Here is a 24,238-nt window from a genome sequence, read left to right on the forward strand (position 1 = left end):
TCAGTTTCCTTTGCGCCATGCCGGCGCGCGCGCCAGCTTCTCGCCGGCATCGAACACATAGGCCCGCGCCGCGCTGAAGTACAGCGTGATCGAGGCCCCCAGCTCGAAGCGGTGCACGCCGGTGAGCTGCGCCACCAGTTCGCCGACCGCGGTCTCCACGTGCACGAAGGTGTCGGAGCCCGAGATCTCGGCCAGCTCCACGGTGCCGGGCAGCGCGATGTCGCCCTCGCCCGCTTCCACGTCGAGCGCGCTCGCGCGCAGCCCGATGGTGACCGTGCCCGCCACCGACTCGGGCAGCGCGAGCGCCAGCGCCGGCCCGCGCGCCAGTTGCACGCTGCCCGCGGCGGCGGTGCCGGCCAGCAGGTTCATCGGCGGATCGCTGAAGGCGCGCGCCACGCGCAGCGACTGCGGCGCATGGAACACCTCGGCGGTCGGGCCGTACTGCAGCAGCTCGCCGGCATCCATCACCGCGGTGTGGCCGCCGAGCAGCAGCGCCTCGCCGGGCTCGGTGGTGGCGTAGATCACGGTCGAGTCGCCGGCCGCGAACAGTTGCGTGAGTTCCTCGCGCAGGCCTTCGCGCAGCTTGTAGTCGAGGTTCACCAGCGGCTCGTCGAGCAGCATCAGCGGTGCGTTCTTGGCCAGCGCGCGTGCCAACGCCACGCGCTGCTGCTGGCCACCCGAGAGCTCCTGCGGATAGCGGTCGAGGAACATGCCGATGGACAGCTTGTCGGCCAGCGCGCGCACGCGCGCGTCGATGTTCGATTCGCCGCGCAGCTTGAGCGGCGAGGCGATGTTGTCGGCCACCTTCAGCGAGGGATAGTTGATGAACTGCTGGTAGACCATCGCCACGTTGCGTTCGCGCACCGGCATGCCGGTGACGTCCTGGCCGTCGACCAGCACGCGGCCCTCGGTGGGCGTGTCGAGGCCGGCCATCAGCCGCATCAGGCTGGTCTTGCCGGCCTGCGTGGCGCCGAGCAGCACGGTCACCGCGCCGCTCTTCGGCGCGATGCTCTGCTCGTAGAGCCAGGTTTGCGCGCCGACCTTCTTGGTCACGCGCTCCAGTGACAGCTGCATCAGCCTTCCCTCCCTTGCATGTCCAGAATCTCGCGCTGCGCATCCAGCCAGTCGGCCACCTGCCGGCGCTGCTGCGGCGTGTAGCGCAGCCCGAGCTTGGAGCGGCGCCACAGCACGTCGTCGGCGCTCACCACCCATTCGTCGCGCTGCAGGAAGCGCAGCTCGCGCTCGTGCAGGCCGGGCGCCACCTCGGCGCCGAGGTCGGCCATCGATGCCGCATCGCCGAGCAGCTCGCCGATGCGCGCGCCGTAGGCACGCGCGAGCCGGCGCGCGAGCTTGGCGTCGAGCCAGCCGTAGCGCTGCTGCACGGCGGCCAGGAAGCGTTCGAAATCGCCGTCGGGCCGCTGCGCCGCGCCGATCCAGGCCGACAGGTCACCGCCCGCGAGGAAGGCGCCCTCGGTCCAGGCCGGGCGCTGGCTGTTCGGCTGGCCCAGCATGCGGCCGACCTCGTCGGCGGCGTCCTCGGCCAGCTTGCGGAAGGTGGTGATCTTGCCGCCCCACACCGACAGCAGCGGCGCGGCGGCGGTGTTCGACTCGAGCATGTAGTCGCGCGTGACCGCCGACGGATCGCCCGAGGCATCGTCGAGCAGCGGGCGCACGCCCGAGTAGGTCCACACCACGTCGCTCGGCGCGATCGGCTGCTCGAAATAGCGGCTGGCCTGGGTGCAGAGGTACTCGACCTCCTCGTCGGCGATGCGCGCCGCGCCCGGATCGTCGCCATGCAGCTCGATGTCGGTGGTGCCGATCAGCGTGAAGTCGTCCTGGTAGGGGATCGCGAAGATGATCCGCTTGTCGGGGTTCTGGAAGATGTAGGCGTGGTCGTGCGCGAACACGCGCGGCACCACGATGTGGCTGCCCTTCACGAGCCGCAGGCTCTTGGTGGCCAGCGCCTCGCCGTTGGAGGGCTTCGCCACGCCGCGCAGGAAGGATTCGGCCCAGGGCCCGGCGGCATTCACGACCGCGCGGGCGCGCACCGTGCGGTGCGTGCCGTCGGGGCCCTCGAGCACCGCGGTCCAGCCGTCGGCCTCGCGCCGCGCATGCACGCAGCGGGTGCGCGTGAGCACCTCGGCGCCGCGTGTGCGCGCATCGAGCGCGTTGAGCACCACCAGCCGCGCGTCGTCGACCCAGCCGTCCGAATAGACGAAGCCGCGCTTGAACTGCGGCTTGAGCGGCGCGCCCGCGGCATGGGTGCGCAGGTCCACGCCGCGCGAGGCCGGCAGTACCTCGCGTTTGGCGAGGTGGTCGTAGAGAAACAGGCCGATGCGGATCATCCAGGCCGGGCGCATCGAGGGGTCGTGCGGCATCACGAAGCGCAGCGGCCACATGATGTGCGGCGCGCTCTTGAGCAGCACCTCGCGCTCCTGCAGCGCCTTGCGCACCAGCGAGAACTCGTAGTACTCGAGGTAGCGCAGCCCGCCGTGGATCAGCTTGGTCGACGACGAGGAGGTATGGGAAGCGAGATCGTCCTTCTCGCACAGCACCACGCGCCAGCCGCGGCCCGCGAGATCGCGCGCGATGCCGCAGCCGTTGATGCCGCCGCCGACGATCAGCACATCGCAGTCGGTGGCCGGTGCCGGCGGATTCTGGGAGAGATCGCTCACTGGAATGCCACCCGTCCTTTCGCCCGTCTCTTGTTGTTTCGATGCGTGACCAAAGTCACCGAAGGCGGCCATTGTATTTTCGGTTTTTTTCATTTGAGTTCCTTATGGCGCGATTTTCCTCCGAGTTTTCCCTTAGAGATGTTCGTTTTTTTTCGTTCTATAAAGTGACGCGCCCAACGCCGGGTCACCGGCCACCCCGTGTTTTTTTGCGTACTCTCGGCTTACTTTCATTCGTTTTCGCCCCCACTCAGTGAATTCCAACCCTCGCCAGATCAATCTCCTCGACACCGTGCGCGCGCGCGGCTCGGTCACGGTCGAACAGCTCGCCGACATGCTCGGCGTGACCCTGCAGACCGTGCGGCGCGACGTGCAGCGGCTGGCCGACGAAGGCCTACTGACCCGCTTCCACGGCGGCGTGCGCGTGCCGAGCTCGACCACCGAGAACATCGGCTACCAGCAGCGCGAGACGCTGCATGCCGACGGCAAGGCGCGCATCGCGCGGCGCGTGGCCGAACTGGTGCCGAACGACTGCTCGCTGATCCTCAACATCGGCACCACGACCGAGGCGATCGCGAAGGCGCTGATGCGCCACAGCGGCCTGCGCGTGATCACCAACAACCTGAACGTGGCGACCATCCTGAGCGGCAACAGCCAGTGCGAGGTGATCGTGGCGGGCGGCTCGGTGCGCGCGCGCGACCGCGCCGTGGTGGGCGAGGCCACGATCGATTTCATCCGGCAGTTCAAGGTCGACATCGCGCTGATCGGCGTGTCGAGCATCGAGTCCGACGGCTCGCTGCGCGACTTCGACCTGCGCGAGGTGAAGGTGGCGCAGACCATCATCGCGCAGGCGCGCGAGGTCTGGCTCGCGGCCGACGCGAGCAAGTTCAACCGCCCCGCGATGATCCAGCTCGGTACCCTGTCTCAGATCGACCGCCTCTTCACCGATGCGGAACCGCCCGATCCCTTCCCGACGCTGCTGCGCGACGCGCAGGTGCGGCTCGAGATCGCCCGGCCCCATCAGACCCCGAAGGAATGACTCCCGCATGACGACCACCTACCTGCTCGCCCTCGACCAGGGCACCTCCAGCTCGCGCAGCATCGTGTTCGACCGCGGCGGCCACGTGGTGGCCATCGCGCAGAAGGAACTCAAACAGATCTATCCGCAGCCGGGCTGGGTCGAGCACGACCCGCTCGAGATCTGGGACAGCCAGCTCGCGACCGCGCGCGAGGTCATCGCCAAGGCGAAGCTGCGGCCCGAGGACATCCATGCCATCGGCATCACCAACCAGCGCGAGACCACCGTGCTGTGGAACCGCAAGACGGGCAAGCCGGTGCATCACGCGATCGTGTGGCAGGACCGGCGCGCCGAGCCGCTGTGCGCGCAGCTGCGCGAGGAGGGCCTGGCCGACACCATCCGCGAGAAGACCGGCCTCGTGATCGATGCCTACTTCTCGGGCACCAAGCTGCGCTGGCTGCTCGACAACGTGCCCGGCGCGCGCGAACAGGCCGAGCGCGGCGAGCTCGCCTTCGGCACCATCGACAGCTGGCTGATGTGGCAGCTCACGGGCGGACGCAAGCACGTGACCGACGTGAGCAATGCCTCGCGCACCATGCTGTTCAACGTGCACAGCAACCAGTGGGATGCCGAGCTGCTGGCGGCGCTACGCATCCCCGCCGCGCTGATGCCGGCGGTGCAACCCTCGGCCTCGCACTTCGTCGACACCGACGCCGCGCTGCTGGGCCGCTCGCTGCCGGTGGGCGGCGTGGCCGGCGACCAGCAGAGCGCGCTGTTCGGCCAGGCCTGCTTCGAGGCCGGCATGGCCAAGAACACCTACGGCACCGGCTGCTTCCTGCTGATGCACACGGGCGAGGCCTTTCAGCCCTCGAGCAACGGCCTGCTCGTGACCAGCGCGGCGCAGACCGGCACGCAGCCGCAGTACGCGATGGAAGGCAGCGTGTTCGTGGGCGGCGCCGTGGTGCAGTGGCTGCGCGACGGCCTCAAGGCGATCAAGGGCAGCGCCGAGGTGCAGTCGCTGGCCGAGAGCGTGCCCGACGCGGGCGGCGTGATGATGGTGCCGGCCTTCACCGGCCTGGGCGCGCCCTACTGGAACGCCGACGCGCGCGGCACCATCACCGGCCTCACGCGCGGCACCACCGTGGCCCACATCGCGCGCGCCGCGCTCGAGAGCATTGCCTATCAAAGCGCCGCGCTGCTGCAAGCCATGAGCCGCGACGCGGTGGCCGCGGGCGGCAAGCCGGTGGCCGAGCTGCGCGTCGATGGCGGCGCCAGCGTGAACGACCTGCTGATGCAGTTCCAGGCCGACCTGCTGGGCATCCCGGTGGTGCGGCCCGAGGTGGTCGAGACCACCGCGCTCGGCGCGGCCTACCTCGCGGGACTGTCGACCGGCGTCTACGGCGACGTCGGCCAGCTCTCCAAGCTGTGGAAGGTGGAGCGCCGCTTCATGCCCACCATGGGCCGCGCGCAGGCCGAGGAATCGATGGCGCGCTGGGAGCGCGCGGTGCGCCAGGCCACGCAGGCCTGAGCGCCTGGGCCGGGCCTACCAGCCCCAGGTGAGGCTGGTCGCCACCCAGCCGACCGCGCCGCCCTCGTGGCGCACCTTGGTCCACTTGCCGCGCCGCTCAAGCGTGCGCAGCACGTCGCCGTAGCCGGCCTTCTTCACGATCGGGCTGCGCGCGCCCGGCGCGCGCCGCAGGTTCGCCACCTGCGCCTTCACCACGCGGTGCGGCACCTTGTTGGTCATCGAGCGGTAGACCCAGGCGCGGTCGCCCTCGAAGTCGCGCACCTGCAGCCAGTCGCCCCTGCGCTGGAGCACCTGGAACGGATAGCCGTGCGTCACGGTCCAGTGCGCGGGGTTGCCCACGCCCGGGCCGCTGCGCAGATTGAGCGTCTTGACCGCGGAACTGACCATCTCGCGCGCCCATGCGGCCGGGGCCGAGACGAGCAGCAGGGTCATGACGAGGAGGAGTGCGGGCAGTCGGCTGAATCCGTTCATGGAGGAGGGTTTCCTTTCTCGAGCGCAAGGGTTTTCCAGAGGGCCGGCGAGGCCGGCGCGAGCCTTTCTGGGCCGCGTGCGCCGCAGAAGTTCCGCGACCGATCGATGGCTGGTCGATACTTGCGCGATGCCTCCGCCTCCCAGGAATCATCGAAACGACCGTGCGCGGCGAGTGCCGCGCCCCCTTGCATGGGCCGCCACGGCCGCGCTGCTCGCCCTCGGCCTGCTCGTGTCGGGCTGCACCGACGGCTACCCGAGCGAGGATGCGCCGAACGTGCGCCACATGACGGGCGACCAGCACCTGCGCGCCCTCAACGGCTACCTCGCGCTCGGCGCGACCGCGAGCGGCACCGTGCACCGCAAGCTCGTGAGCCAGGACGACTGCCACGTGGTGCTCAAGAAGCGCCGCGAGGCCGGCCAGGTCCAGCGCATCGTGATCCCGCTGCTCGAGACCAGCGTGGAGATCGCCACCCAGCCCACCGGCAGCGGCCTGCGCGTGAAGCTCGCGCAGCACCTGGAAGACGGCGAGCGCGAGGTCCGGCTCAAGCTCGACCTCGATCGCTGGATCGATGCGGTCGCCTGGCGCTCGCACTTCCAGCAATTGCAGATGAACTGCCGCGAGATCAGCGAGGGCGCCGCGGCCGCGTAGCCTTCCTCGGGGACGGGCGAAGTCCTCGCGGGCGGCGGGGGCACTGCCGGCGACGCCGGCGCGGAGCGGCAGAATCCGCCCGCGACCCATCCTTCGTCTGCCCCGCTTGACCCCGCCGCCCGCCCAAGCCCCCGACCTGCTCCAGGCGCCGGCCATTCCCTCCCCCGATACCGCGCGCAGCAACGGCCTGCTCGCCTGCGGCGTGGTGGCGGCCACCCTGCTCGCGGTGATCGTGCTCGGCCACGACGGGCGTCGCATCGCGCAGCTCGCGGTGCTGGCGCTGCCGATGGTGCTGTGGCTGGCCTGGCCGGTGCGCAGCGCGCGCGTGCGCCGCTGGCGCACCGTGCTGGCCTGCGCCTGGACCCTGGCCTTCGCCTTCGACGGCGCCTTGCGCGCCTACCTGCTCGACACCTACCAGGCCGCGCCCGACGGCGCCATGGTGCTGAGCGCCGCGGCCAACACCAATGCGCGCGAGAGCGGCGAGTACCTGCAGATGCACTGGCGCTCGGCGCTGCTGTGGAGCGGCGCGGCGGCCGCGGCCGCCCTGCTGGTGGCGGCCTTCGCGCGGCGCGGTGCCGCCGCGGCGAACGACGGCCCGCGCACGCGCCCGCCGGCCTGGGCCACGGCGCTGATCGCCGTGCTGCTGCTGGTCGCCTGCGTCGGCTATGCCAGCAAGCCCTGGCGCCGGCTGCACCCGGTGGCCTTCTGGTCGCAGTGGGCGCAGTCGGTGCATGCGCTGCGCGGCCTCTGGGCCGACCAGGAACGCACGCGCAAGCAGATGCTCGCGCGCGCCAAGGCCATCGCGCCCGTGGTCGAGCGCGCGGGTCCGTCGACCGTGGTGCTGGTAATCACCGACAGCATCAACCGCGACAACATGGGGCTCTACGGCTATGGCCGCCCGACCACGCCGCGCCTGCTGGCCCACAAGGCGCAGGCGGGCGCGCACATGGAGGTGCTGCGCAACGCCTGGTCGGTCGATGCCACCACCGTGCCCGCGCTGCGCAACATGTTCCACTTCGGCCTGCCCGAGAGCGAGAACCCGCCGCACCTGATCGCGCTCGCGCGCGCAGCCGGCTACAAGGTCTGGTGGATCAGCAACCACGACGACCTCGCGATCGAGCAGCAGCATGCGCGCTACGCCGACGTGGTCGACATGGTCAACCGCACGCCGGGCCGCGCGAGCGCCTCGCTCGACGGCGAGATCCTCGACTGCATGCAGGAAGCGCTGGACGACACCAGCGCCGAACGCAAGCTGATCGTGGTGCACCTGATGGGCGCCCATCCGCACTACAGCCTGCGCTTTCCGCCCGACGCCAATCCCTTCGACGACAACATCGACGCGGTCGAGACCGGCCTGGTGAAGAACGGCCGCTCGGCCTGGGTGCGCCACTACCGCCACGAGTACGACGCCGCCCTGCTCTATCACGACTTCGTGGTGTCCGAGCTGCTGCAGCAGACGCGCAGCGCGGGCTTGCCGCAGGAGCACCGCGCCTGGATGTACCTGTCGGACCATGGCCAGGAAGTGGGCCATGGCAGCGACCGCGCGGGCCACAGCCCCGCGACCGCCTCGGGCTACCGCATCCCGACCGTGATCTGGCGCCATCCGCAGACACCGTTCGCGGGCCACGCGCCGCAGCAATCGGCGCAACCGTTCCGCGCCGATTGGGCCGGCTGGACGCTGATGAACCTGCTCGACATCCGCTGGAACGGTCAGCGGCCCGAGCGCGACGTGCTCGGCGCCGGCTACCGCTGGGAGGCGCCCGTGCTGCCGGTGGCGGTGGAGTCGTTCGAGCGCTGAGGCGGTGGCGAACGGACCCCGAGGTTCATTCGCCGCTGTCGATCGCGAGGACGCGAAGCCCGATGCTCAGTGCGCCGGTACCAGGAAGTCCTGGCTGATGCGCACGCCGAGTTCGTTCACGCGGTCGAGGAACTGCGTGAGGTAGGCATGCAGGCCGGTCGCGAGGATCTCGTCGACGCGCGCGTACTGCAGGTCGGCCAGCAGTTTGCCGGCGCGGCGCTGGGTTTCGGCGCTCTGCTCGTTCTGCACCTTCGCGAGGTTGGCCACCACCTCGGCCAGGCTCGCATGCAGCGAGCGCGGCATGTCGGCGCGCAGGATCAGCAGTTCGGCCACGCGCTCGGGCTTGATCACGTCGCGGTAGACCTTGCGGTAGACCTCGAAGGCCGAGACGCTGCGCAGGATCGCGCTCCAGTGATAGAAGTCGTACTCCTGGTCCTCCTCGGTGGCGGCACCGAAGAACTCGCTGTTGAGCGCATGGAACTTCACGTCGACCAGCCGCGCCGTGTTGTCGGCGCGTTCGAGGAAGGTGCCCAGGCGCGAGAAGTAGAAGGCCTCGTCCTGCAGCATCGTGCCCAGCGTGACGCCGCGCGAGAGGTGCGAGCGGAACTTGACCCATTCGAAGAACTGGCCGGGGTCGCGCTCGAAGTCGCCCGCGCGCAGCATGCGGTTGACCTCGAGCCAGGTGGTGTTCTGCGTTTCCCAGGCCTCGGTGGTGAGCGCGCCGCGCACCGCGCGGGCGTTCTCGCGCGCGGCCTTGAGGCAGGAGACGATCGAGGACGGATTGCTCTCGTCCTTGACCATGAACTCCATCACCTCGTTGGGCGCGATCTGGTCGTACTTCTGGTTGTACGAGGGCAGCAGCTCGCTGATCGAGAGCACGCCCTGCCAGCCGTACTTGGCGACCTCGGCCGACTGCGGCAGCAGCGAGGTCTGGTAGTTGACGTCGAGCATGCGCGCGGTGTTCTCGGCGCGCTCGGTGTAGCGGGACATCCAGTAGAGGTGGTCTGCGGTGCGGGACAGCATGTGGTTCTCCGGGCTTCTTGCACTCAGGCCGACTGGCTCTGCGACTGGGACTGCGTCTTGGGCTTGGCCGTGCGGTCGGCCTCGAGGATCCAGGTGTCCTTGGTGCCGCCGCCCTGCGAGGAATTGACCACCAGCGAGCCTTCCTTGAGCGCCACGCGCGTGAGGCCGCCGGGCACCATCTGCACCTCGCTGCCCGAGAGCACGAAGGGCCGCAGGTCGATGTGGCGCGGCGCGATGCCGGCGTCGACGAAGGTCGGCGAGGTCGACAGGCTCAGCGTGGGCTGGGCGATGTAGCCGTCGGGCTTGGCGATCACGGCCTTCTTGAAGTCCTCGATCTCGGCCTGCGTGGCGGCCGGGCCGATCAGCATGCCGTAGCCGCCGGCGCCGTGCACTTCCTTGACCACCAGGTCCTTCATGTTGTCGAGCGTGTACTGCAGCTCGTCCTTGTTGCGGCACATGTAGGTCGGCACGTTCTTGAGGATCGGCTGCTCGCCGAGGTAGAACTCGATCATCTTCGGCACGTACGGATAGATCGACTTGTCGTCGGCCACGCCGGTGCCCACGGCATTGCAGATCACGACGTTGCCGTCGCGGTAGGCGCGCATCAGGCCCGCGCAGCCGAGCGTGGAGCTCGGGCGGAACACCTCGGGGTCGAGGAAGTCGTCGTCGACGCGGCGGTAGATCACGTCGACGCGCTTCGGCCCGCGCGTGGTGCGCATGTAGACGAAGTTGTCGCGCACGAACAGGTCCTGCCCCTCGACCAGCTCGACGCCCATCTGCTGCGCGAGGAAGGCGTGCTCGAAGTAGGCGCTGTTGTACATGCCGGGCGTGAGCACCACCACCGTGGGCTCGGCCGTCGCGGCCGGCGCGCTGGCGCGCAGGGTCTCGAGCAGCAGGTCGGGGTAGTGCGCCACCGGCGCGATGCGGTTCTGGTTGAACAGCTCGGGGAACAGCCGCATCATCATCTTGCGGTTCTCGAGCATGTAGCTCACGCCGCTGGGCACGCGCAGGTTGTCCTCGAGCACGTAGTACTCGCCGTTGCCGCTGGCGTCGGGCGCGCGCACGATGTCGATGCCCGAGATGTTCGAGTAGACGTTGTGCGGCACGCTCACGCCCATCATCTCGGGGCGGAACTGGGCGTTGTTGAGGATCTGCTCGGCCGGGATGATGCCGGCCTTGATGATTTCCTGGTCGTGGTAGACGTCATGCAGGAAGCGGTTGAGCGCCGTGACGCGCTGCACCAGCCCCTTCTCCATGCTGTCCCACTCGTGCGCCGGAATGATCCGGGGCAGCAGGTCGAACGGGATCAGCCGCTCGGTGCCCGAGCCGTCCTCGTCCTTGGCGCCGTACACGGCGAAGGTGATACCGACCCGGCGGAAGATCATTTCCGCCTCTTCGCGCCGCGAACGCATCACCTCGCCGGGTTGCTTCGCTAGCCATTGGTCGTATCGCTTGTAGTGCTGCCGGATCGCGGCTCCCGCATAGGGGAGCTGCTCATACATCTCGTCGAATTTGTGCATGGAACGACCAATCTCCTTGAGCCATAGCTTAGCAAGTTCGAGGCCAGTAGAACCCCTGATGCCAAGCCCGCCAAGGCGACGGTCGGATTTATTCGCGCACTTCGGGAACAGGTTCCGCGTCGGCCGCGCGTTTCTTGCGCGGCGACAGGAAGGCCTTGATGCGCTCCCCGCTCTCCTCGCCATAGAGGCTGGCGACCGAGGACTCGCGCTCGGCATCGAGCTGCTCGCGCCGGCTGCGCCCGCGCGCCGCGTGCACCAGCTGCTTGGTGCGCGCCTGCGCCTCGAACGGACCGCGCGCGAGCCGCTGGGCCCACGCGATCGCCGCCGCGCAGGCCTCGCCGGGCGGCACCACCTTGTTGACCACGCCCCAGCCGTGCAGCCGCCGCGCCGTGCAGGGCTCGTCGTCGAGCAGCAGCTCGAGCGTGGCCTGCGGCGGCAGCGCGCGGGCCAGCGAGTCGGTGGCGCCGCCGTCGGGCGTCAGGCCCATGCTGACGAAGGAGGTGAAGAACTTCGCGTCCTCGGCCGCCACGACCAGGTCGCAGGCCAGGGCCAGCGAGAAGCCGCCTCCGGCCGCCGCGCCCTCGACCGCGGCGATGACCGGCTGCGGCGCCGCCTCGATCGCGAGGATCCAGTCGTGCAGCGCCGCCAGGTGCTCGTGCTGCTCGGCGGCCGGCAGCCGGCGCTGCCGGGTCAGGCGCCGCAGGTCGCCGCCGCCGCTGAAGTGTTCGCCCTCGCCGCACAGCACGATGGCGCGCACGGTGCGAAAGCCCGCGGCGTCGCGCATGACCTTGGCGGCGGCACGGTAGACCGAGGGACTGAGCGCGTTGCGCGCGCCGGGGTTGCTGAGCGTCAGCACCAGCACCGGGCCGTCGCGGTGCGTCTTGAGCCGCGCGGCGGAGCTGGTGCCGACGTGGCTGCTGGTGATGGCGGGGACGGCGGCGGTCATGGCGCGGTGCCCGCGGGCGAGCGCGGGAAGAAAGCCTGGCGGTGATGCGATTTCATGGGTCCCCTGCGTCGTTGTCTTTCGCTACAACGCATGGGACGCCGCCGCGCCCGACCTGGCAAGGGTTCGTCCGGAAAATTTTTAACAACTAGTTCACAGTTTTAACCTCAACGGCCGGCCGGTGCTGCCAGTAGCGCGGCGAGCGTTCGCGCTCGCAGTCCACCTCGGCCGGGCGGGCGCTGGTCCAGTGCGCGGCGCCGCAGCGCACGTTCTCGACCAGGCGCACGCCACGCTTGGCATGGCGCGCCGCCACCTCGGGCACCGGGTGGCCGAAGCGGTTGCGGTAGCCGGCCTGGACCAGGCCGATGCGCGGGCGCACCGCATCGAGGAAGGCCGCGCTCGACGAGGTCTTGCTGCCGTGGTGCGGCACCAGCAGCACGTCGGCGCGCAGCCGTTCGGGCATGCGCTCGAGCAGCGCGGCCTCCTGCAGCCGCTCGATGTCGCCGGCCAGCAGCGCGGTCGCGCGGCCGTTGCCGATGCGCAGCACGCACGAAACCGCGTTGGGCCGCGTGAAGAACAGGTAGTCGCCGGCTTGCGGATGCAGCAGCTCGAAGTCCACGCCGTCCCAGGTCCAGCGTCGGCCCGCCTCGCAGCGCCGCGCGGGGCGTTGCGACTGCAGCGGATGTTCGGCCTCGATCGAGCTCAGCAGCTCGGCGTGCGGATGCATCGCGAGCACGGCGCTCGCGCCCCCGGTGTGGTCGCTGTCGCGATGGCTCAGCACCAGCAGGTCGAGCCGTTCGCCCAGGGCGCGCAGCAGCGGCACCAGCACGCGCTGGCCGGCGTCGCTCTCGAGGCTGTAGCGCGGGCCGCTGTCGTAGAGCAGGCTGTGGTTCGCGGTGCGCACCAGCACCGCATTGCCCTGGCCGACGTCGGCCGCGAGCAGTTCGAACTCGCCGAGGGCGGGACGCGGCGGCTGCCACAGCAGCACCGGCAGCAGCAGCGGCAGGCCCAGCGCGCGCAGCGACCACGGCAGCCGCATCGCGACCAGCACGCCGCCCGCCACGCCGCAGGCGGCCAGCCACGCCGGCGGCGCGGCCATCGAGACACTGGTGAACGGCAGCGCCGCGAGCCATGACAACAGCAGCCCGAGCCCCTGCACCGCGCGTGCCGCGAGGTCCCACAGCGGCGCGGCGACGACGCCGAGCATCGCCAGCGGCGTGATCACCAGCGTGACCCAGGGAATCGCGACCAGGTTGGCCACCAGCCCGACCAGCGACACCTGCTGGAACAGCAGCAGGCTCAAGGGCGTGAGCGCCAGCGTGATCGTCCATTGCTCGCGCAGCAGCCGCCACAGCCGCGCGCGCAGGCCCGGGCGCGTGTCGCCGGGCCAGCCCGCGTCGGTGGCGAACAGCACGCCCATCGCGACGAAGCTGAGCCAGAAGCCGGCCTGCGTCAGGGCCCAGGGATCGAGCGCGACCACCACCGCCGCGGTCAGCAGCCAGCCGTGCGGCCAGGGCCAGCGTCGCCCCGTGAGGCGCAGCAGCGCGACGGTCGCGAGCATCCAGACCGTGCGCTGCGAAGGCACGCCCCAGCCGCTGAACAGCGCATAGAGCGTGGCCAGCAGCACGCCGCCCACGAGTGCCGCGCGCTGCGCCGGCAGGCGCAGCATCAACCGCGGGCTGCGGCGCCAGAGCGCGCCGACGATGTGCGCGGCAAGCCACGCGAACAAGGTCACGTGCAGGCCCGAGATCGACATCAGATGGGCCACGCCGGTGGCGCGGAAGACGTCCCAGCCCTCGCGGTCGATCGCGCCCTGGTCGCCCGTGACCAGCGCGGCGATCACTCCCGCGGCAAAGCGCTCGGGCACGCGTTCGAAAATGGCATCGCGCACGGCCTCGCGCGCGCGTTCGATCGGGTGCCGCCCCGTGAGGCCCAGCCGCGCGGGCGCCTCGTCGCGCGCGCCGAGGCGCACATGGCCGCTGGCACGCAGGCCCTGCTCCCACATCCACAGTTCGCTGTCGAAGCCATGCGGGTTGCGATGGCCGTGCGGCGCCTTGAGGCGCACGGTCAGGCGCCAGCGCTCGCCGGCATGCACCGGGCTCTCGGGCAGGAGCGTCGGTGCGGACGCATCGGCCGGGTCGTTCCAGAGGCTGGCGCCTTCGGCATACCAGCCGAGCGCGATGCGGTCGGGCACTGCGGGGGATCCGGCCATGGCAGGGTCGGCCCAGCGCGCGGACTCGACGGCGAAACGGAAGCGCGTTCCAGCCTCGCCGCGCTGCGGCATCTGCGACACCACGCCCACGAGCTGCAGGTCGCGCCCCTCGAGCACGGGATCGAGCGCGCCCGCCGCATAGACCGTGGCCCGCGCTCCCGCGAGCCCCGCGCCGATCGCCGCGCCGGCCAGTACGGCGCAGACCCAGGCGACTCGCGCATGCCGCGGCATGCGCCAAACCCCGATGAGACCTGCGATGCCCGCGAGCAGTCCGCCCGCGTAAGCCATGCCGTCCCACAGCTGCGGCTGCCGCAGTTGCAGCGCCACGCCCGCGAGCGCCGCCGCGAGCGCGACGAACGCGCAGCGCGCGCGCGAGACGGCATCGGATGCGTCTCGCACACCCTTGGCGACCATGATGCAAACCCTCCCCCAACGACGCTCCGTGGCGCGCTAATTGCTTTGTCTTCTGGGCTAGTATGCGTCTCACCAGAGACATCTTTTCGATGCAATCTGCCAGTACTGCACACAAAAACGCATGTCCATCCACGCCGCGCTCCACCACGTCACCCACTACAAATACGACCGCCTGGTGCAACTCGGCCCGCAGGTCGTCCGGCTGCGCCCGGCACCGCATTGCCGCAGCAACGTCATCTCGTACTCGCTGCGCGTCGAACCCGCGGATCACTTCGTCAACTGGATGCAGGACCCGTTCGCCAACTACCAGGCGCGGCTCGTGTTCCCCGAGAAGACGCGCGAGTTCAAGGTCACGGTCGACCTCGTGGTCGAGATGGCGGTCTACAACCCCTTCGACTTCTTCCTCGAGCCGCAGGCCGAGAACTTTCCTTTCGCCTACACGCCCTCGCAGGCCGAGGAGCTCGCGCCCTATCTGGTCACCGAGGAGCCCACGCCGCTGCTCGCGGCCTACCTCGACAAGATCGACCGCAAGGAACAGCGCACCATCGACTTCCTGGTCGGCATCAACCAGCAGGTGCAGCAGGACGTCAACTACCTGATCCGCATGGAGCCCGGCGTGCAGACGCCGGAAGAAACGCTCACCAACGGCAGCGGTTCCTGCCGCGACTCGGGCTGGCTGCTGGTGCAGCTGCTGCGCCACTGCGGCCTGGCCGCGCGCTTCGTCTCGGGCTACCTGATCCAGCTCACGCCCGACGTGAAGGCGCTCGACGGCCCGAGCGGCACCACGGTCGACTTCACCGACCTGCATGCCTGGTGCGAGGTGTTCCTGCCGGGCGCCGGATGGATCGGCCTCGATGCCACCTCGGGCCTGCTGGCCGGCGAAGGCCACATCCCGCTAGCCTGCACGCCCACGCCCTCGAGCGCCGCGCCCATCGAGGGCGGCGTCGACGAATCGAAGGTCGAGTTCGGCCATGACATGAAGGTCACGCGCATCTACGAATCGCCGCGCGTGACCAAGCCCTACACCGAGGAGCAATGGGCCGAGGTGCTGACCCTGGGCGACGCGGTCGACGCGCGGCTGCAGGCCGGCGACGTGCGCCTCACGATGGGCGGCGAGCCCACCTACGTGGCCACCAGCGACCGCGACGCGCCCGAGTGGAACACCGACGCGCTCGGCCCCACCAAGCGCGGCTACGCCACCGAGCTGGTCCACAAACTGCGCGCCGAGTACGGCCAGGGCGGCTTCCTGCATTTCGGCCAGGGCAAGTGGTACCCGGGCGAGCAGCTGCCGCGCTGGGCGCTGTCGATCTTCTGGCGCGCCGACGGCCAGACGCTGTGGCACGACCCCGAGCTGTTCGCCGACGAGCGCTTCCCGACCCACTACACCAGCGAGGACGCGCGCCGCTTCACCAGCCTGCTGGCGCGCAAGCTCGGCCTGACCGACCGCTACGTGCAGCCGGGCTTCGAGGACATCTACTACTACCTGTGGCGCGAACGCCGCCTGCCGGTCAACGTCGACCCCTTCGACTCGAAGCTCGACGACGAACTCGAACGCGTGCGCCTGCGCCGCGTGTTCACGCAGAAGCTCGACGCGGTGATCGGCTACATGCTGCCGATCGAGCCCGGCAACGCGAACCGCGACGCGCCCGCGCTCGAGGGCCCGGCCTGGAAGACCGGCCCCTGGTTCCTGCGCGACGACCGCCTCTACCTGATCCCCGGCGATTCGCCGATGGGCTACCGCCTGCCGCTCGACTCGCAACCCTGGGCCAGCAAGGGCGACTACCCCTACCTGATCGAGCGCGACCCGACCGCGGCGCGCGGCGCGCTGCCGAGCGCGGCCGACTACCGCGCGCGCTACACCGTGGGCGCGACCGGCGGCACCGGTGCCGACCTGGGCGCCGTGCCCTATGCCTTCGGCACGCCCGCGGCCGTGCCGGCCACGCTGCGCATGCAGGGGCCGGGGACCGGCACCGGTGAAGGCCCGGGCGACGGCAGTGCTGCCGATTCCGATGCCGACGCCACCCTCGACACCGCCGCCACGCGCCAGCCGCTGCGCGGCGAATCGGCCCACTGGGTCACGCGCACCGCGCTGTGCGTCGAGGTGCGCGACCCGCGCCGCGCCAACGGCCCGGCGGCCGAGAAGAAGGGCAGCGCCTCGGGCGTGCTCTACGTCTTCATGCCGCCGCTGGCACGCCTCGAGGACTACCTCGACCTGGTCGCCGCCGTCGAAGCCACCGCGCGCGAACTCGGCGTGCGCATCGTGATGGAAGGCTATCCGCCGCCGCGCGATCCGCGCCTGAAGATGCTGCAGGTCACGCCCGACCCCGGCGTGATCGAGGTCAACATCCATCCGGCCCACAACTGGAAGGAACTGGTCGACCACACCGAATTCCTCTACCAGGCCGCGTTCGAGACCCGGCTGTCGGCCGAGAAGTTCATGACCGACGGCCGCCACACCGGCACCGGCGGCGGCAACCACTTCGTGATGGGCGGCGCCACGCCGGCCGACAGCCCCTTCCTGCGCCGGCCCGAGCTGCTGGCCAGCCTGCTGCTGTACTGGCACAACCATCCCTCGCTGAGCTACCTGTTCTCGGGCATGTTCATCGGCCCGACCAGCCAGGCGCCACGCGTCGACGAAGCGCGCAACGACCAGGTCTACGAGCTCGAGATCGCGCTCAAGGAGATCGCGAAGAACCGCGAGCTCTATGGCCAGCACATGCCGGCCTGGCTGGTCGACCGCACCCTGCGCAACATCCTGATCGACGTCTCGGGCAACACGCACCGCAGCGAGTTCTGCATCGACAAGCTCTACTCGCCCGACTCCAGCACCGGCCGCCTCGGCCTGCTCGAGCTGCGCGCCTTCGAGATGCCGCCGCATGCGCGCATGAGCATCGCGCAGCAGCTGCTGATCCGCGCGCTGGTGGCGCGCTTCTGGGACGAACCCTACAAGGCACCCGTCACGCGCTGGGGCACCGAGCTGCACGACCGCTTCCTGCTGCCGACCTTCGTCAAGATGGACTTCGACGACGTCATCAGCGAGATGCGCCAGGCCGGCTTCGCCTTCGATCCCGACTGGTTCGCGCCGCACTTCGAGTTCCGCTTCCCGCTCGTGGGCCAGGTGCAGGCGATGGGCGTCGAGCTCTCGCTGCGCAACGCGCTCGAGCCCTGGCACGTGATGGGCGAGGAAGGCTCGGCCGGCGGCACGGTGCGCTACGTCGACTCCTCGCTCGAGCGCATCGAGGTGCGCGTGACCGGCCTCAACGAGAGCCGCCACGTGGTCACCGTCAACGGCCGCGTGCTGCCGCTGCAGCCCACGGGCGTGACCGGCGAGTTCGTGGCCGGCGTGCGCTACAAGGCCTGGAACCCGCCCTCGGCGCTGCATCCGAGCATCAAGGCCCATGCGCCGCTGACCGTCGACCTGGTCGACACCTGGATGAAGCGCTCGCTGGGCGGCTGCCAGTACTTCGTGGCCCATCCGGGCGGACGCAACTACGAGACCTTCCCGGTCAATGCCTACGAGGCCGAGAGCCGGCGCCTGTCGCGCTTCACGCGCACCGGCCACACGCCGGGGCTGATGCGCACGCCGGCCGCCACCATCGAGGTGCCCGGCAGCCGCGAATTCCCGTTCACGCTCGACCTGCGGCGCTGAGCGGCGCCGCGCGCCCGCCGGCCCTTCGGGGTGGCGGGCCGGACAGCCGGCTGTGTCGTGGCGCCCACACCGATGGCTGCGGCGGGCATTTCGCACGCCATCGCCACCGGGGCCGGTGACGGCAATGTGACAATCCCAACCCTGTGGAACCCCTCAACGAATCCCTGTTCGATGCCCAGGCGCTGGATTTTCCAGCCGCCCTGGCGTCGGCGCTCGCCCCGGCCGCCCTGCCCGGCCACTTCGACGAGCTGCGCGGCACGGCGACGCCCGAGGCCGCGGCACGGCCCGCCGCCGGGCCGGCAGCGCCCGCGGGGCCGCACCTGCACGACGCGACGGCGGGCACGCAGAGCCAGTCCCAGGCCCAGGGCGCCGGGTCCGGCCCGACCCAGTCGCAATCGCAATCCGCATCCCCGCCCCCGCGCGCGCCCTCCGCCGACCCCGCCTCGTCGGCCGCCGCCCCCGGCGACAAGCCCCCGCTGCTGCCGCCCTGGCATGCCTTCTTCGAACAGCTCGGCCCCGACGGCTTCGGCGACCTGCCGCGGCGCGCGGTCAGCCTGGAGCGCCAGATCCGCGACAACGGCGTCACCTACAACGTCTACGCCGACGCCACCCACGGCCCGCAGCGGCCCTGGTCGCTCGACCTGTTCCCGCTGATCGTCTCGCCCGAGAGCTGGGCGCAGATCGAGACCGGCGTGCTGCAGCGCATGCGCGTGCTCGACCGCGTGATGGCCGACGTCTACGGCCCGCAGCGCCTGCTCGCCGAAGGCCTGCTGCCGCCCGCGCTGGTGCGCGGCCATCCGGGCTACCTGCGCGCGCTGCACGGCGTGAAGCCGCCGGGCGACACCTGGCTGCACATCGCGGCCTTCGACCTCGCGCGCGGCCCCGACGGCAACTGGTGGGTGGTGTCGCAGCGCACCCAGGCGCCCTCGGGCCTGGGCTACCTGCTCGAGAACCGGCTCGCCATCACGCGCCAGTTCCCGCAGGCCTTCGAGGCGCTGCACGTGCAGCGGCTGGCCGCCACCTACAGCGCCATGATGGACGGCCTGCAGCGCATGTGCCCGGCCGGCGTGCCGCCGCACATCGCGCTGCTCACGCCCGGCCCCTACAACGAGACCTACTTCGAGCACGCCTACCTCGCGCGCTACCTCGGCGTCACGCTGGTCGAGGGCAGCGACCTCACGGTGCGCGACCAGCGCCTGTACCTCAAGACGCTGCAGGGCCTGCGCCCCGTGCACGGGCTCATCAAGCGGCTCGACGACCAGTTCCTCGACCCGCTCGAGCTGCGCCCCGACTCCACGCTCGGCGTGCCGGGCCTGCTGCAGGCGATCCGCGCCGGCAACGTGCTGGTGGCCAACATGCCGGGCTCGGCCTTCCTCGAATCGCCGGCGCTGCTGGGCTTCCTGCCCGGCCTGGCGCGCCACCTGCTCGACGAGAAGCTGCTGCTGCCCGCGCTGCCCACCTGGTGGTGCGGCGAGCGCGCGGCGCTCGAAGCCGTGCTGCCGCAGCTCGGCGACTGCTTCATCAAGCCCACCTACCCGGGCATCGACGGCCGCGCGAGCTTCGACGCGGTGCTGGGCCGCCAGTTCGGCCGCCGCGAGCTCGACGAATGGGCCGGGCGCATCGTGCGCGAGGGCGAGGCCCACACGGTGCAGAGCTACCTGCCGCTGTCGCAGATGCCGACCTGGGCCAGCGACCTCGGGCCCGGCCACATCGCGCCGCGCGCGGTTCTGCTGCGCGTGTTCGCGGTCAGCGACGGCGCGCAGTCGTGGCGCGTGCTGCCCGGCGGGCTGGCGCGGCTCGCGGGACCCGATGCGCAGATCGCCTCGATGCAGCGCGGCGGCAGCAGCGCCGACGTCTGGGTGCAGACCCATGGCGAGGTCGACCGCACCACGCTGCTGCAGCCGCAGGCCACGCCGGCCTCGCTGGCGCGGCACCGCGCGCCGGTCACCAGCCGCGCGGCCGAGAACATGTTCTGGCTCGGCCGCTACACCGAGCGCGCCGAGAACGCGGTGCGCCTGGCGCGCCTCACGCTCAACATCCTCGGCGGCGAGGACCAGTCCTCGCGCCCGCTGCTCGAATGGCTGCACCGCATGGCGGCGCGCAATGCGCTGGTGCCGGCCGGCGTGCCGAGCGCGCCGCAGTCGCGCCGCGTGTTCGAGCGCGCGCTGATCGCCGAGCTCGGCGACGTGGCGCAGGGCGGCAGCGTGGGCTACAGCCTGCGCAGCATCCGCCAGGCCGCGGCCGCGGTGCGCGAGCGGCTCTCGCCCGACCACTGGAACCAGATCGTGCGCGCCGAGGCCGACTTCTTGCGCCGCGCCGCCGAGCAGGCCGGCGAAGGCAGCTTCGCCACCGGCGCGGCGCTGCGCTCGCTCGAATCGGCCAGTTCGGCGCTGTCGGCCATGACCGGCGCGCAGACCGACCGCATGACGCGCGACGATGCCTGGCGGCTGCTGTCGATCGGCCGCCACATCGAGCGCCTGAGCTTCCTCGCCAACGCCCTGCTCGCGGGTTTCCAGAACCACGCGGTGCACGAGGTCAGCGGCTTCGAGGCCATGGTCGCGCTGTTCGACAGCACCATCACCTTCCATGCGCGCTACCAGCAGCGCCGCGATGTCGCCACGCTGGTCGACCTGCTGGTGCTCGACGCCGAGAACCCGCGCTCGCTGGCCTGGGTCACGCAGACCCTGCGCGGGCGCATCGCGCGGCTCGCGGGCAGCGCGCCCGGCAAGCTCACGGCGCTGTCGTACGAGCTGCCCGACCCGGCCACCTGGACGCTCGAGCACCTGTGCGATCCCGGCCCCGCCGGCGGCGAGGACGGCCCCTATGCGGCGCTGGCCGCGCTGCTCGCGCACTGCGAGGCCGCGGCCTACCACGTGTCCGATGCCATCGGCATCCGCTACTTCACGCTGACCTCCGAATCGCTGCGCTCCGTGGGCGCCTGAGCCCGCGCTGCGCGCGCCGCGCGACCGACCATTCACCAACAACGACAACCTCAGGAGGGCTCCCCATGACCATCATCCACCGACGCTTCGCACGGGCCGCCGCCGGCCTCGCCGCGGTCCTCGCGCTCGCCGGCTGCGGCAAGCAGGAAGCCGCCGCGCCCGCCGCCGCTTCGGCAGCGCCACCCGCCGCGCGCGTGCTGGTGGTGGGCACCGATGCCGCCTACACCCCCTTCGAATCGCAGAACGAGAAGGGCGAGATCGTGGGCTTCGACATCGACGTCGTGAATGCCGTCGCGAAGAAGGCCGGCATCGAGGTGAAGTTCGTCAACACGCCGTGGGAAGGCATCTTCAATACGCTGGACCAGGGCGACCGCGACTTCCTGGTGTCGGCCATCACCATCACGCCCGAGCGCCGCCAGACCATGGACTTCTCGCAGCCCTACTTCGATGCGCGCCAGCTGATCGCGATCAAGAGCGATGCGAGCGTGACCCGCTTCGAGGACCTGAAGACGCTCAAGGTCGGCGTGCAGAACGGCACCACCGGCGACGAAGTGGTCGGCAAGCTGCTGGGCAAATCGAGCGCCAACATCAAGCGCTTCGAATCGACGCCGCTCGCGCTCAAGGAGCTCGAGGCCGGCGGCGTGCAGGCAGTGGTGGCCGACAACGGCGTGGTGGCGCACTACCTCGCGAACAACGCGGGCGCGGGCTTCAAGACCGTGAGCGATGCCGGCTTCGCGACCGAGCAGTACGGCCTCGCCGTGAAGAAGGGCAACGCCGAGCTGCTCGCCAAGCTCGACAAGGGCCTGGCCGAGATCAAGGCCGACGGCAGCTACGACCGCATCTACGCCGCGCACTTCGGCGCCGCGTCGAAGTAATCTCGCACCCGCGCCATGCGACTCCACGTCACCCACGAAACCCGCTACGAGTATTCGCCGCCGGTCGAGACCGCGCAGCACCTCGCGCACCTGCGGCCGCTGGTCACGCCCTCGCAGCGCCTGCTGAGCCACCGGCTCGCGATCGAGCCCTCGCCCGCGCAGCGCGTCGAGCAGGCCGACCTCTACGGCAACGTGCGCGCCTTCTTCGCGCTCGACACCACGCACGACAGCCTGGTGGTCACGGCCGAGAGCGTGGTCGAGACCTCGGCGCCCGTGCTCTCGAGCGCGGTGGCGCGCGAGCTGCCGTGGGAGTCGGTGCGCGAGCGCTTCCGCTTCCGCAAGGACGCGCTGTTCGACCCGGCCTCGGAGTTCGTCTTCCCCTCGCCCTACGTGCCGCGCCACGACGACTTCGTCGCCTATGCGCGCGCGAGCTTCGCGCCGGGCCGCCCGGCCTTCGACGTGGCGATGGACCTCACCGAGCGCATCCACCGCGACTTCGACTACGACGCCGACAGCACCGAGATCAACACGCCCGCGGCCGAGGCGCTGGCCCAGCGCAAGGGCGTGTGCCAGGACTTCGCACACATCATGATCGCGTGCTTCCGCGGGATGGGCCTGCCGGCGCGCTACGTCAGCGGCTACCTGCTGACGCAGCCGGCGCCGGGCCAGCCGCGGCTGATCGGCGCCGATGCCTCGCACGCCTGGGTCTCGGTCTACCTGCCCGGCGAAGGCGACGGCCCCGACAGCGCCGGCGACTGGGCCGACTTCGATCCCACCAACGGCCGCCAGCCCGGCGAGGACTACGTGACGCTGGCGATCGGCCGCGACTACTCCGACGTCTCGCCGATGCGCGGCGTGCTGCATGGCGGCGCGCGCCACACGCTGCACGTGGGCGTGACGGTGCAGCCGGTCGACGAGCTCGAGTCGCCGCAAGCCCCCGGCGGCGCAGGGCCTTCGGCCGCGGCGTCGCCTACGATCGCGGCTTCGCCGGTACAAACGCCGGTCGATTCCCCGCAGCCGCCCTCCGCGCGGCCGCCTTCACCACCGTCTCACCAGGAGCCTTCTTCATGAGCGTCTACGACAAGCTTTCCAGCCTCGGCATCACCCTCCCGCCGGTCTCGGTTCCGGCCGCCGCCTACGTGCCTTTCGTGCAGACCGGCAACCTCGTGTTCCTGTCGGGCCACATCGCCAAGAAGGACGGCAAGGTCTGGACCGGCCAGCTCGGCGCCGACGTCAGCACCGAGCAGGGCAAGCAGGCCGCGCGCGCGGTCGCCATCGACCTGCTGGGCACGCTGCACGCGGCCGTGGGCGACCTCGACAAGGTCAAGCGCATCGTCAAGGTGATGAGCCTCGTCAACTCGGTCGGCAGCTTCACCGAGCAGCACCTCGTGACCAATGGCGCGAGCGAACTGTTCGCCGAGGTCTTCGGTCCCGAGAAGGGCGCGCATGCGCGCAGCGCCTTCGGCGTGGCGCAGATCCCGATGGGCGCTTGCGTCGAGATCGAACTGATCGCGGAGATCGGCTGATTCGCCTGCCGCGGTCCCTGTGGCTGGCACTGCCGCTCGCGGCCATCGCGCCGCTGGCGGCCGCGGCCGACGAGATCCCGGCGCCGCTGCGCGAGCCGGTCGCGCGCTATGCCTGCCTCAGCTGCCACGGCATGGTGCGCAAGCAGGTGGGCCCGGGTTTCGCGCAGATCGCGGCGCGCTACCGCCACGACCCCGAGGCACCGGCCCGGCTGGCCGACAAGCTGCGCGACGGCAGCGTCGGTGCCTGGGGCCGCGTCATCATGCCGCGCCAGCCCCACATGAGCCTCGACGAATCGCGCCGACTCGCGCAGTGGGTGCTGTCGCAGCCCTCCCCGCCCTGAATGTCTTCGAGACCATGACCGATGCACTGCTGATCTGCGACGTGCTGCCCGAATCCCGCGACGCGGTGAAGTTCGAGGCGCCGGGCCGTGGCCCGGCCTTCGTCGTGCGCTGGCAGGGCCGGGTCCATGGCTACCTCAACCAGTGCGCGCACGTGGGCGGGCCGATCGATTTCGAGGGCCAGGTGCTCGAGCGCTCGGGCCGCTTCCTGATGTGCGCGCGGCACGGCGCGATCTACGAGCCCGACACCGGTTTGTGCGTGGGCGGTCCTTGCAAGGGTGCGCGCCTGGTGCCCCTGGCGGTGGAAGAGTCGGCCGACGGCAAGGTCTGGCTGCGCGCGGCCTGAGCCGGAGCGGGCGCCCCGGCATCGAGGATCTAATGCGCGGCCACGCCGCGTTCAGCCGTGCGCGCCTCGGCGCCGGTCCAGAAGTTCTCGGGCACGCCGCGCGGCTGCCGCTCCTCGATCTCGACCGTGACGCTGACCGAGATGTCGGCCGCCTGCTCGCGGCGCTTCAGAAAGCTTTCGAACTGGTCGAGGTAGTGATGTTCTTCATTCACGGATCGGGCCTCCATTTGGTTTTCGATACCAGAGGTTTTAATCCGTCGCAGCGTGTCGCCAAAGGTTGCGGACGCCGCCGCCGCGTGCAGGACAACAGGCC

General features: G+C 70.8%; 19 protein-coding genes. 11 read left to right on the plus strand and 8 right to left on the minus strand.

The features are described 5' to 3' along the window. Positions 1-1,074, minus strand: a complete 1,074-nt coding sequence (locus AC07RV_RS34265) for an ABC transporter ATP-binding protein (protein ID WP_296777395.1) — start codon at positions 1,072-1,074, stop codon at positions 1-3. After that, positions 1,074-2,768 (minus strand): glycerol-3-phosphate dehydrogenase, encoded by a 1,695-nt coding sequence (gene glpD / locus AC07RV_RS34270; protein ID WP_296777393.1) that lies wholly within the window; start codon positions 2,766-2,768, stop codon positions 1,074-1,076. The genes AC07RV_RS34265 and glpD overlap by 1 nt, the downstream gene beginning before the upstream one ends. A 157-nt stretch (positions 2,769-2,925) precedes the next feature. Between glpD and AC07RV_RS34275 the strand changes: the two genes are divergently transcribed. After that, on the plus strand, positions 2,926-3,711 hold the full coding sequence (locus AC07RV_RS34275; protein ID WP_093354748.1) for a DeoR/GlpR family DNA-binding transcription regulator: 786 nt from the start codon (positions 2,926-2,928) through the stop codon (positions 3,709-3,711). A 7-nt stretch (positions 3,712-3,718) separates the two neighbouring features. Beyond that, positions 3,719-5,218 (plus strand): glycerol kinase GlpK, encoded by a 1,500-nt coding sequence (gene glpK / locus AC07RV_RS34280; protein ID WP_296777388.1) that lies wholly within the window; start codon positions 3,719-3,721, stop codon positions 5,216-5,218. A gap of 15 nt (positions 5,219-5,233) precedes the next feature. On the opposite strand, the gene AC07RV_RS34285 is transcribed toward glpK, so the two are convergent. After that, positions 5,234-5,650 (minus strand): SH3 domain-containing protein, encoded by a 417-nt coding sequence (locus AC07RV_RS34285; protein WP_281077245.1) that lies wholly within the window; start codon positions 5,648-5,650, stop codon positions 5,234-5,236. Positions 5,651-5,861: 211 nt separating this feature from the next. Here AC07RV_RS34285 and AC07RV_RS34290 point away from each other — a divergent pair, with 211 nt between their 5' ends. Together AC07RV_RS34290 and AC07RV_RS34295 are read left to right on the plus strand one after the other, a co-directional pair. Continuing rightward, positions 5,862-6,338 carry a hypothetical protein gene (locus tag AC07RV_RS34290; protein ID WP_296777378.1) on the plus strand — a complete coding sequence of 159 codons (477 nt, stop codon included), beginning with the start codon at positions 5,862-5,864 and terminating at the stop codon, positions 6,336-6,338. A 106-nt stretch (positions 6,339-6,444) separates the two neighbouring features. Then, entirely contained in the window at positions 6,445-8,136 is a 1,692-nt protein-coding gene (locus tag AC07RV_RS34295; RefSeq protein WP_492715467.1) for a sulfatase-like hydrolase/transferase, read from the plus strand. Positions 8,137-8,202: 66 nt separating this feature from the next. Here AC07RV_RS34295 and AC07RV_RS34300 read toward each other — a convergent pair whose 3' ends face one another. From AC07RV_RS34300 to AC07RV_RS34315, 4 genes are all read right to left on the minus strand, one after another. Then, positions 8,203-9,159 carry an alpha-E domain-containing protein gene (locus AC07RV_RS34300; protein WP_093354738.1) on the minus strand — a complete coding sequence of 319 codons (957 nt, stop codon included), beginning with the start codon at positions 9,157-9,159 and terminating at the stop codon, positions 8,203-8,205. 23 nt (positions 9,160-9,182) lie between these two features. Next, positions 9,183-10,679, minus strand: a complete 1,497-nt coding sequence (locus tag AC07RV_RS34305) for a circularly permuted type 2 ATP-grasp protein (RefSeq protein WP_093354736.1) — start codon at positions 10,677-10,679, stop codon at positions 9,183-9,185. Between the two features lie 88 nt (positions 10,680-10,767). Next, entirely contained in the window at positions 10,768-11,625 is an 858-nt protein-coding gene (locus AC07RV_RS34310) for an oxepin-CoA hydrolase, alternative type (RefSeq protein WP_296777374.1), read from the minus strand. A 145-nt stretch (positions 11,626-11,770) separates the two neighbouring features. Further along, positions 11,771-14,248 (minus strand): DNA internalization-related competence protein ComEC/Rec2, encoded by a 2,478-nt coding sequence (locus AC07RV_RS34315; protein WP_444814258.1) that lies wholly within the window; start codon positions 14,246-14,248, stop codon positions 11,771-11,773. 121 nt (positions 14,249-14,369) lie between these two features. Here AC07RV_RS34315 and AC07RV_RS34320 point away from each other — a divergent pair, with 121 nt between their 5' ends. The 7 genes from AC07RV_RS34320 to AC07RV_RS34350 all read left to right on the plus strand — a co-directional run bounded on the left by AC07RV_RS34320 (position 14,370) and on the right by AC07RV_RS34350 (position 23,925). Beyond that, positions 14,370-17,897, plus strand: a complete 3,528-nt coding sequence (locus AC07RV_RS34320; protein WP_296777371.1) for a transglutaminase family protein — start codon at positions 14,370-14,372, stop codon at positions 17,895-17,897. A gap of 143 nt (positions 17,898-18,040) precedes the next feature. Continuing rightward, entirely contained in the window at positions 18,041-20,839 is a 2,799-nt protein-coding gene (locus AC07RV_RS34325) for a circularly permuted type 2 ATP-grasp protein (protein WP_296777369.1), read from the plus strand. A 65-nt stretch (positions 20,840-20,904) separates the two neighbouring features. After that, entirely contained in the window at positions 20,905-21,714 is an 810-nt protein-coding gene (locus tag AC07RV_RS34330) for a basic amino acid ABC transporter substrate-binding protein (protein ID WP_296777364.1), read from the plus strand. Between the two features lie 15 nt (positions 21,715-21,729). Next, positions 21,730-22,785 carry a transglutaminase family protein gene (locus AC07RV_RS34335; RefSeq protein WP_296777359.1) on the plus strand — a complete coding sequence of 352 codons (1,056 nt, stop codon included), beginning with the start codon at positions 21,730-21,732 and terminating at the stop codon, positions 22,783-22,785. Next, positions 22,782-23,240, plus strand: coding sequence for a RidA family protein (locus tag AC07RV_RS34340; protein WP_093354718.1), 459 nt, complete (start codon positions 22,782-22,784; stop codon positions 23,238-23,240). The genes AC07RV_RS34335 and AC07RV_RS34340 overlap by 4 nt, the downstream gene beginning before the upstream one ends. Next, the gene (locus tag AC07RV_RS34345) at positions 23,204-23,581 is read left to right on the plus strand and encodes a c-type cytochrome (protein WP_366928589.1); all 378 of its coding nucleotides are present in this window, start codon (positions 23,204-23,206) and stop codon (positions 23,579-23,581) included. Before AC07RV_RS34340 ends, AC07RV_RS34345 begins: the two co-directional genes overlap by 37 nt. A gap of 14 nt (positions 23,582-23,595) precedes the next feature. Further along, complete coding sequence (locus tag AC07RV_RS34350) at positions 23,596-23,925, plus strand: Rieske (2Fe-2S) protein (RefSeq protein WP_093354716.1); 330 nt, start codon at positions 23,596-23,598, stop codon at positions 23,923-23,925. 29 nt (positions 23,926-23,954) lie between these two features. On the opposite strand, the gene AC07RV_RS34355 is transcribed toward AC07RV_RS34350, so the two are convergent. Continuing rightward, entirely contained in the window at positions 23,955-24,137 is a 183-nt protein-coding gene (locus tag AC07RV_RS34355; RefSeq protein WP_143129335.1) for a hypothetical protein, read from the minus strand. Between the last annotated feature and the right edge of the window lie 101 nt (positions 24,138-24,238).

It is taken from the genome of Variovorax sp. GW821-FHT09B01 (assembly GCF_059418345.1).

Coding starts and splice junctions, on each gene's coding strand:
- AC07RV_RS34335 (WP_296777359.1), top strand. CDS start 21,730: ATGCGACTCCACGTCACCCACGAAACCCGCTACGAGTATTCGCCGCCG.
- AC07RV_RS34305 (WP_093354736.1), bottom strand. CDS start 10,679: ATGCACAAATTCGACGAGATGTATGAGCAGCTCCCCTATGCGGGAGCC.
- AC07RV_RS34330 (WP_296777364.1), top strand. CDS start 20,905: ATGACCATCATCCACCGACGCTTCGCACGGGCCGCCGCCGGCCTCGCC.
- AC07RV_RS34340 (WP_093354718.1), top strand. CDS start 22,782: ATGAGCGTCTACGACAAGCTTTCCAGCCTCGGCATCACCCTCCCGCCG.
- glpK (WP_296777388.1), top strand. CDS start 3,719: ATGACGACCACCTACCTGCTCGCCCTCGACCAGGGCACCTCCAGCTCG.
- AC07RV_RS34265 (WP_296777395.1), bottom strand. CDS start 1,074: ATGCAGCTGTCACTGGAGCGCGTGACCAAGAAGGTCGGCGCGCAAACC.
- AC07RV_RS34350 (WP_093354716.1), top strand. CDS start 23,596: ATGACCGATGCACTGCTGATCTGCGACGTGCTGCCCGAATCCCGCGAC.
- AC07RV_RS34320 (WP_296777371.1), top strand. CDS start 14,370: ATGTCCATCCACGCCGCGCTCCACCACGTCACCCACTACAAATACGAC.
- AC07RV_RS34300 (WP_093354738.1), bottom strand. CDS start 9,159: ATGCTGTCCCGCACCGCAGACCACCTCTACTGGATGTCCCGCTACACC.
- AC07RV_RS34315 (WP_444814258.1), bottom strand. CDS start 14,248: ATGGTCGCCAAGGGTGTGCGAGACGCATCCGATGCCGTCTCGCGCGCG.
- AC07RV_RS34285 (WP_281077245.1), bottom strand. CDS start 5,650: ATGACCCTGCTGCTCGTCTCGGCCCCGGCCGCATGGGCGCGCGAGATG.
- AC07RV_RS34310 (WP_296777374.1), bottom strand. CDS start 11,625: ATGACCGCCGCCGTCCCCGCCATCACCAGCAGCCACGTCGGCACCAGC.
- glpD (WP_296777393.1), bottom strand. CDS start 2,768: ATGAAAAAAACCGAAAATACAATGGCCGCCTTCGGTGACTTTGGTCAC.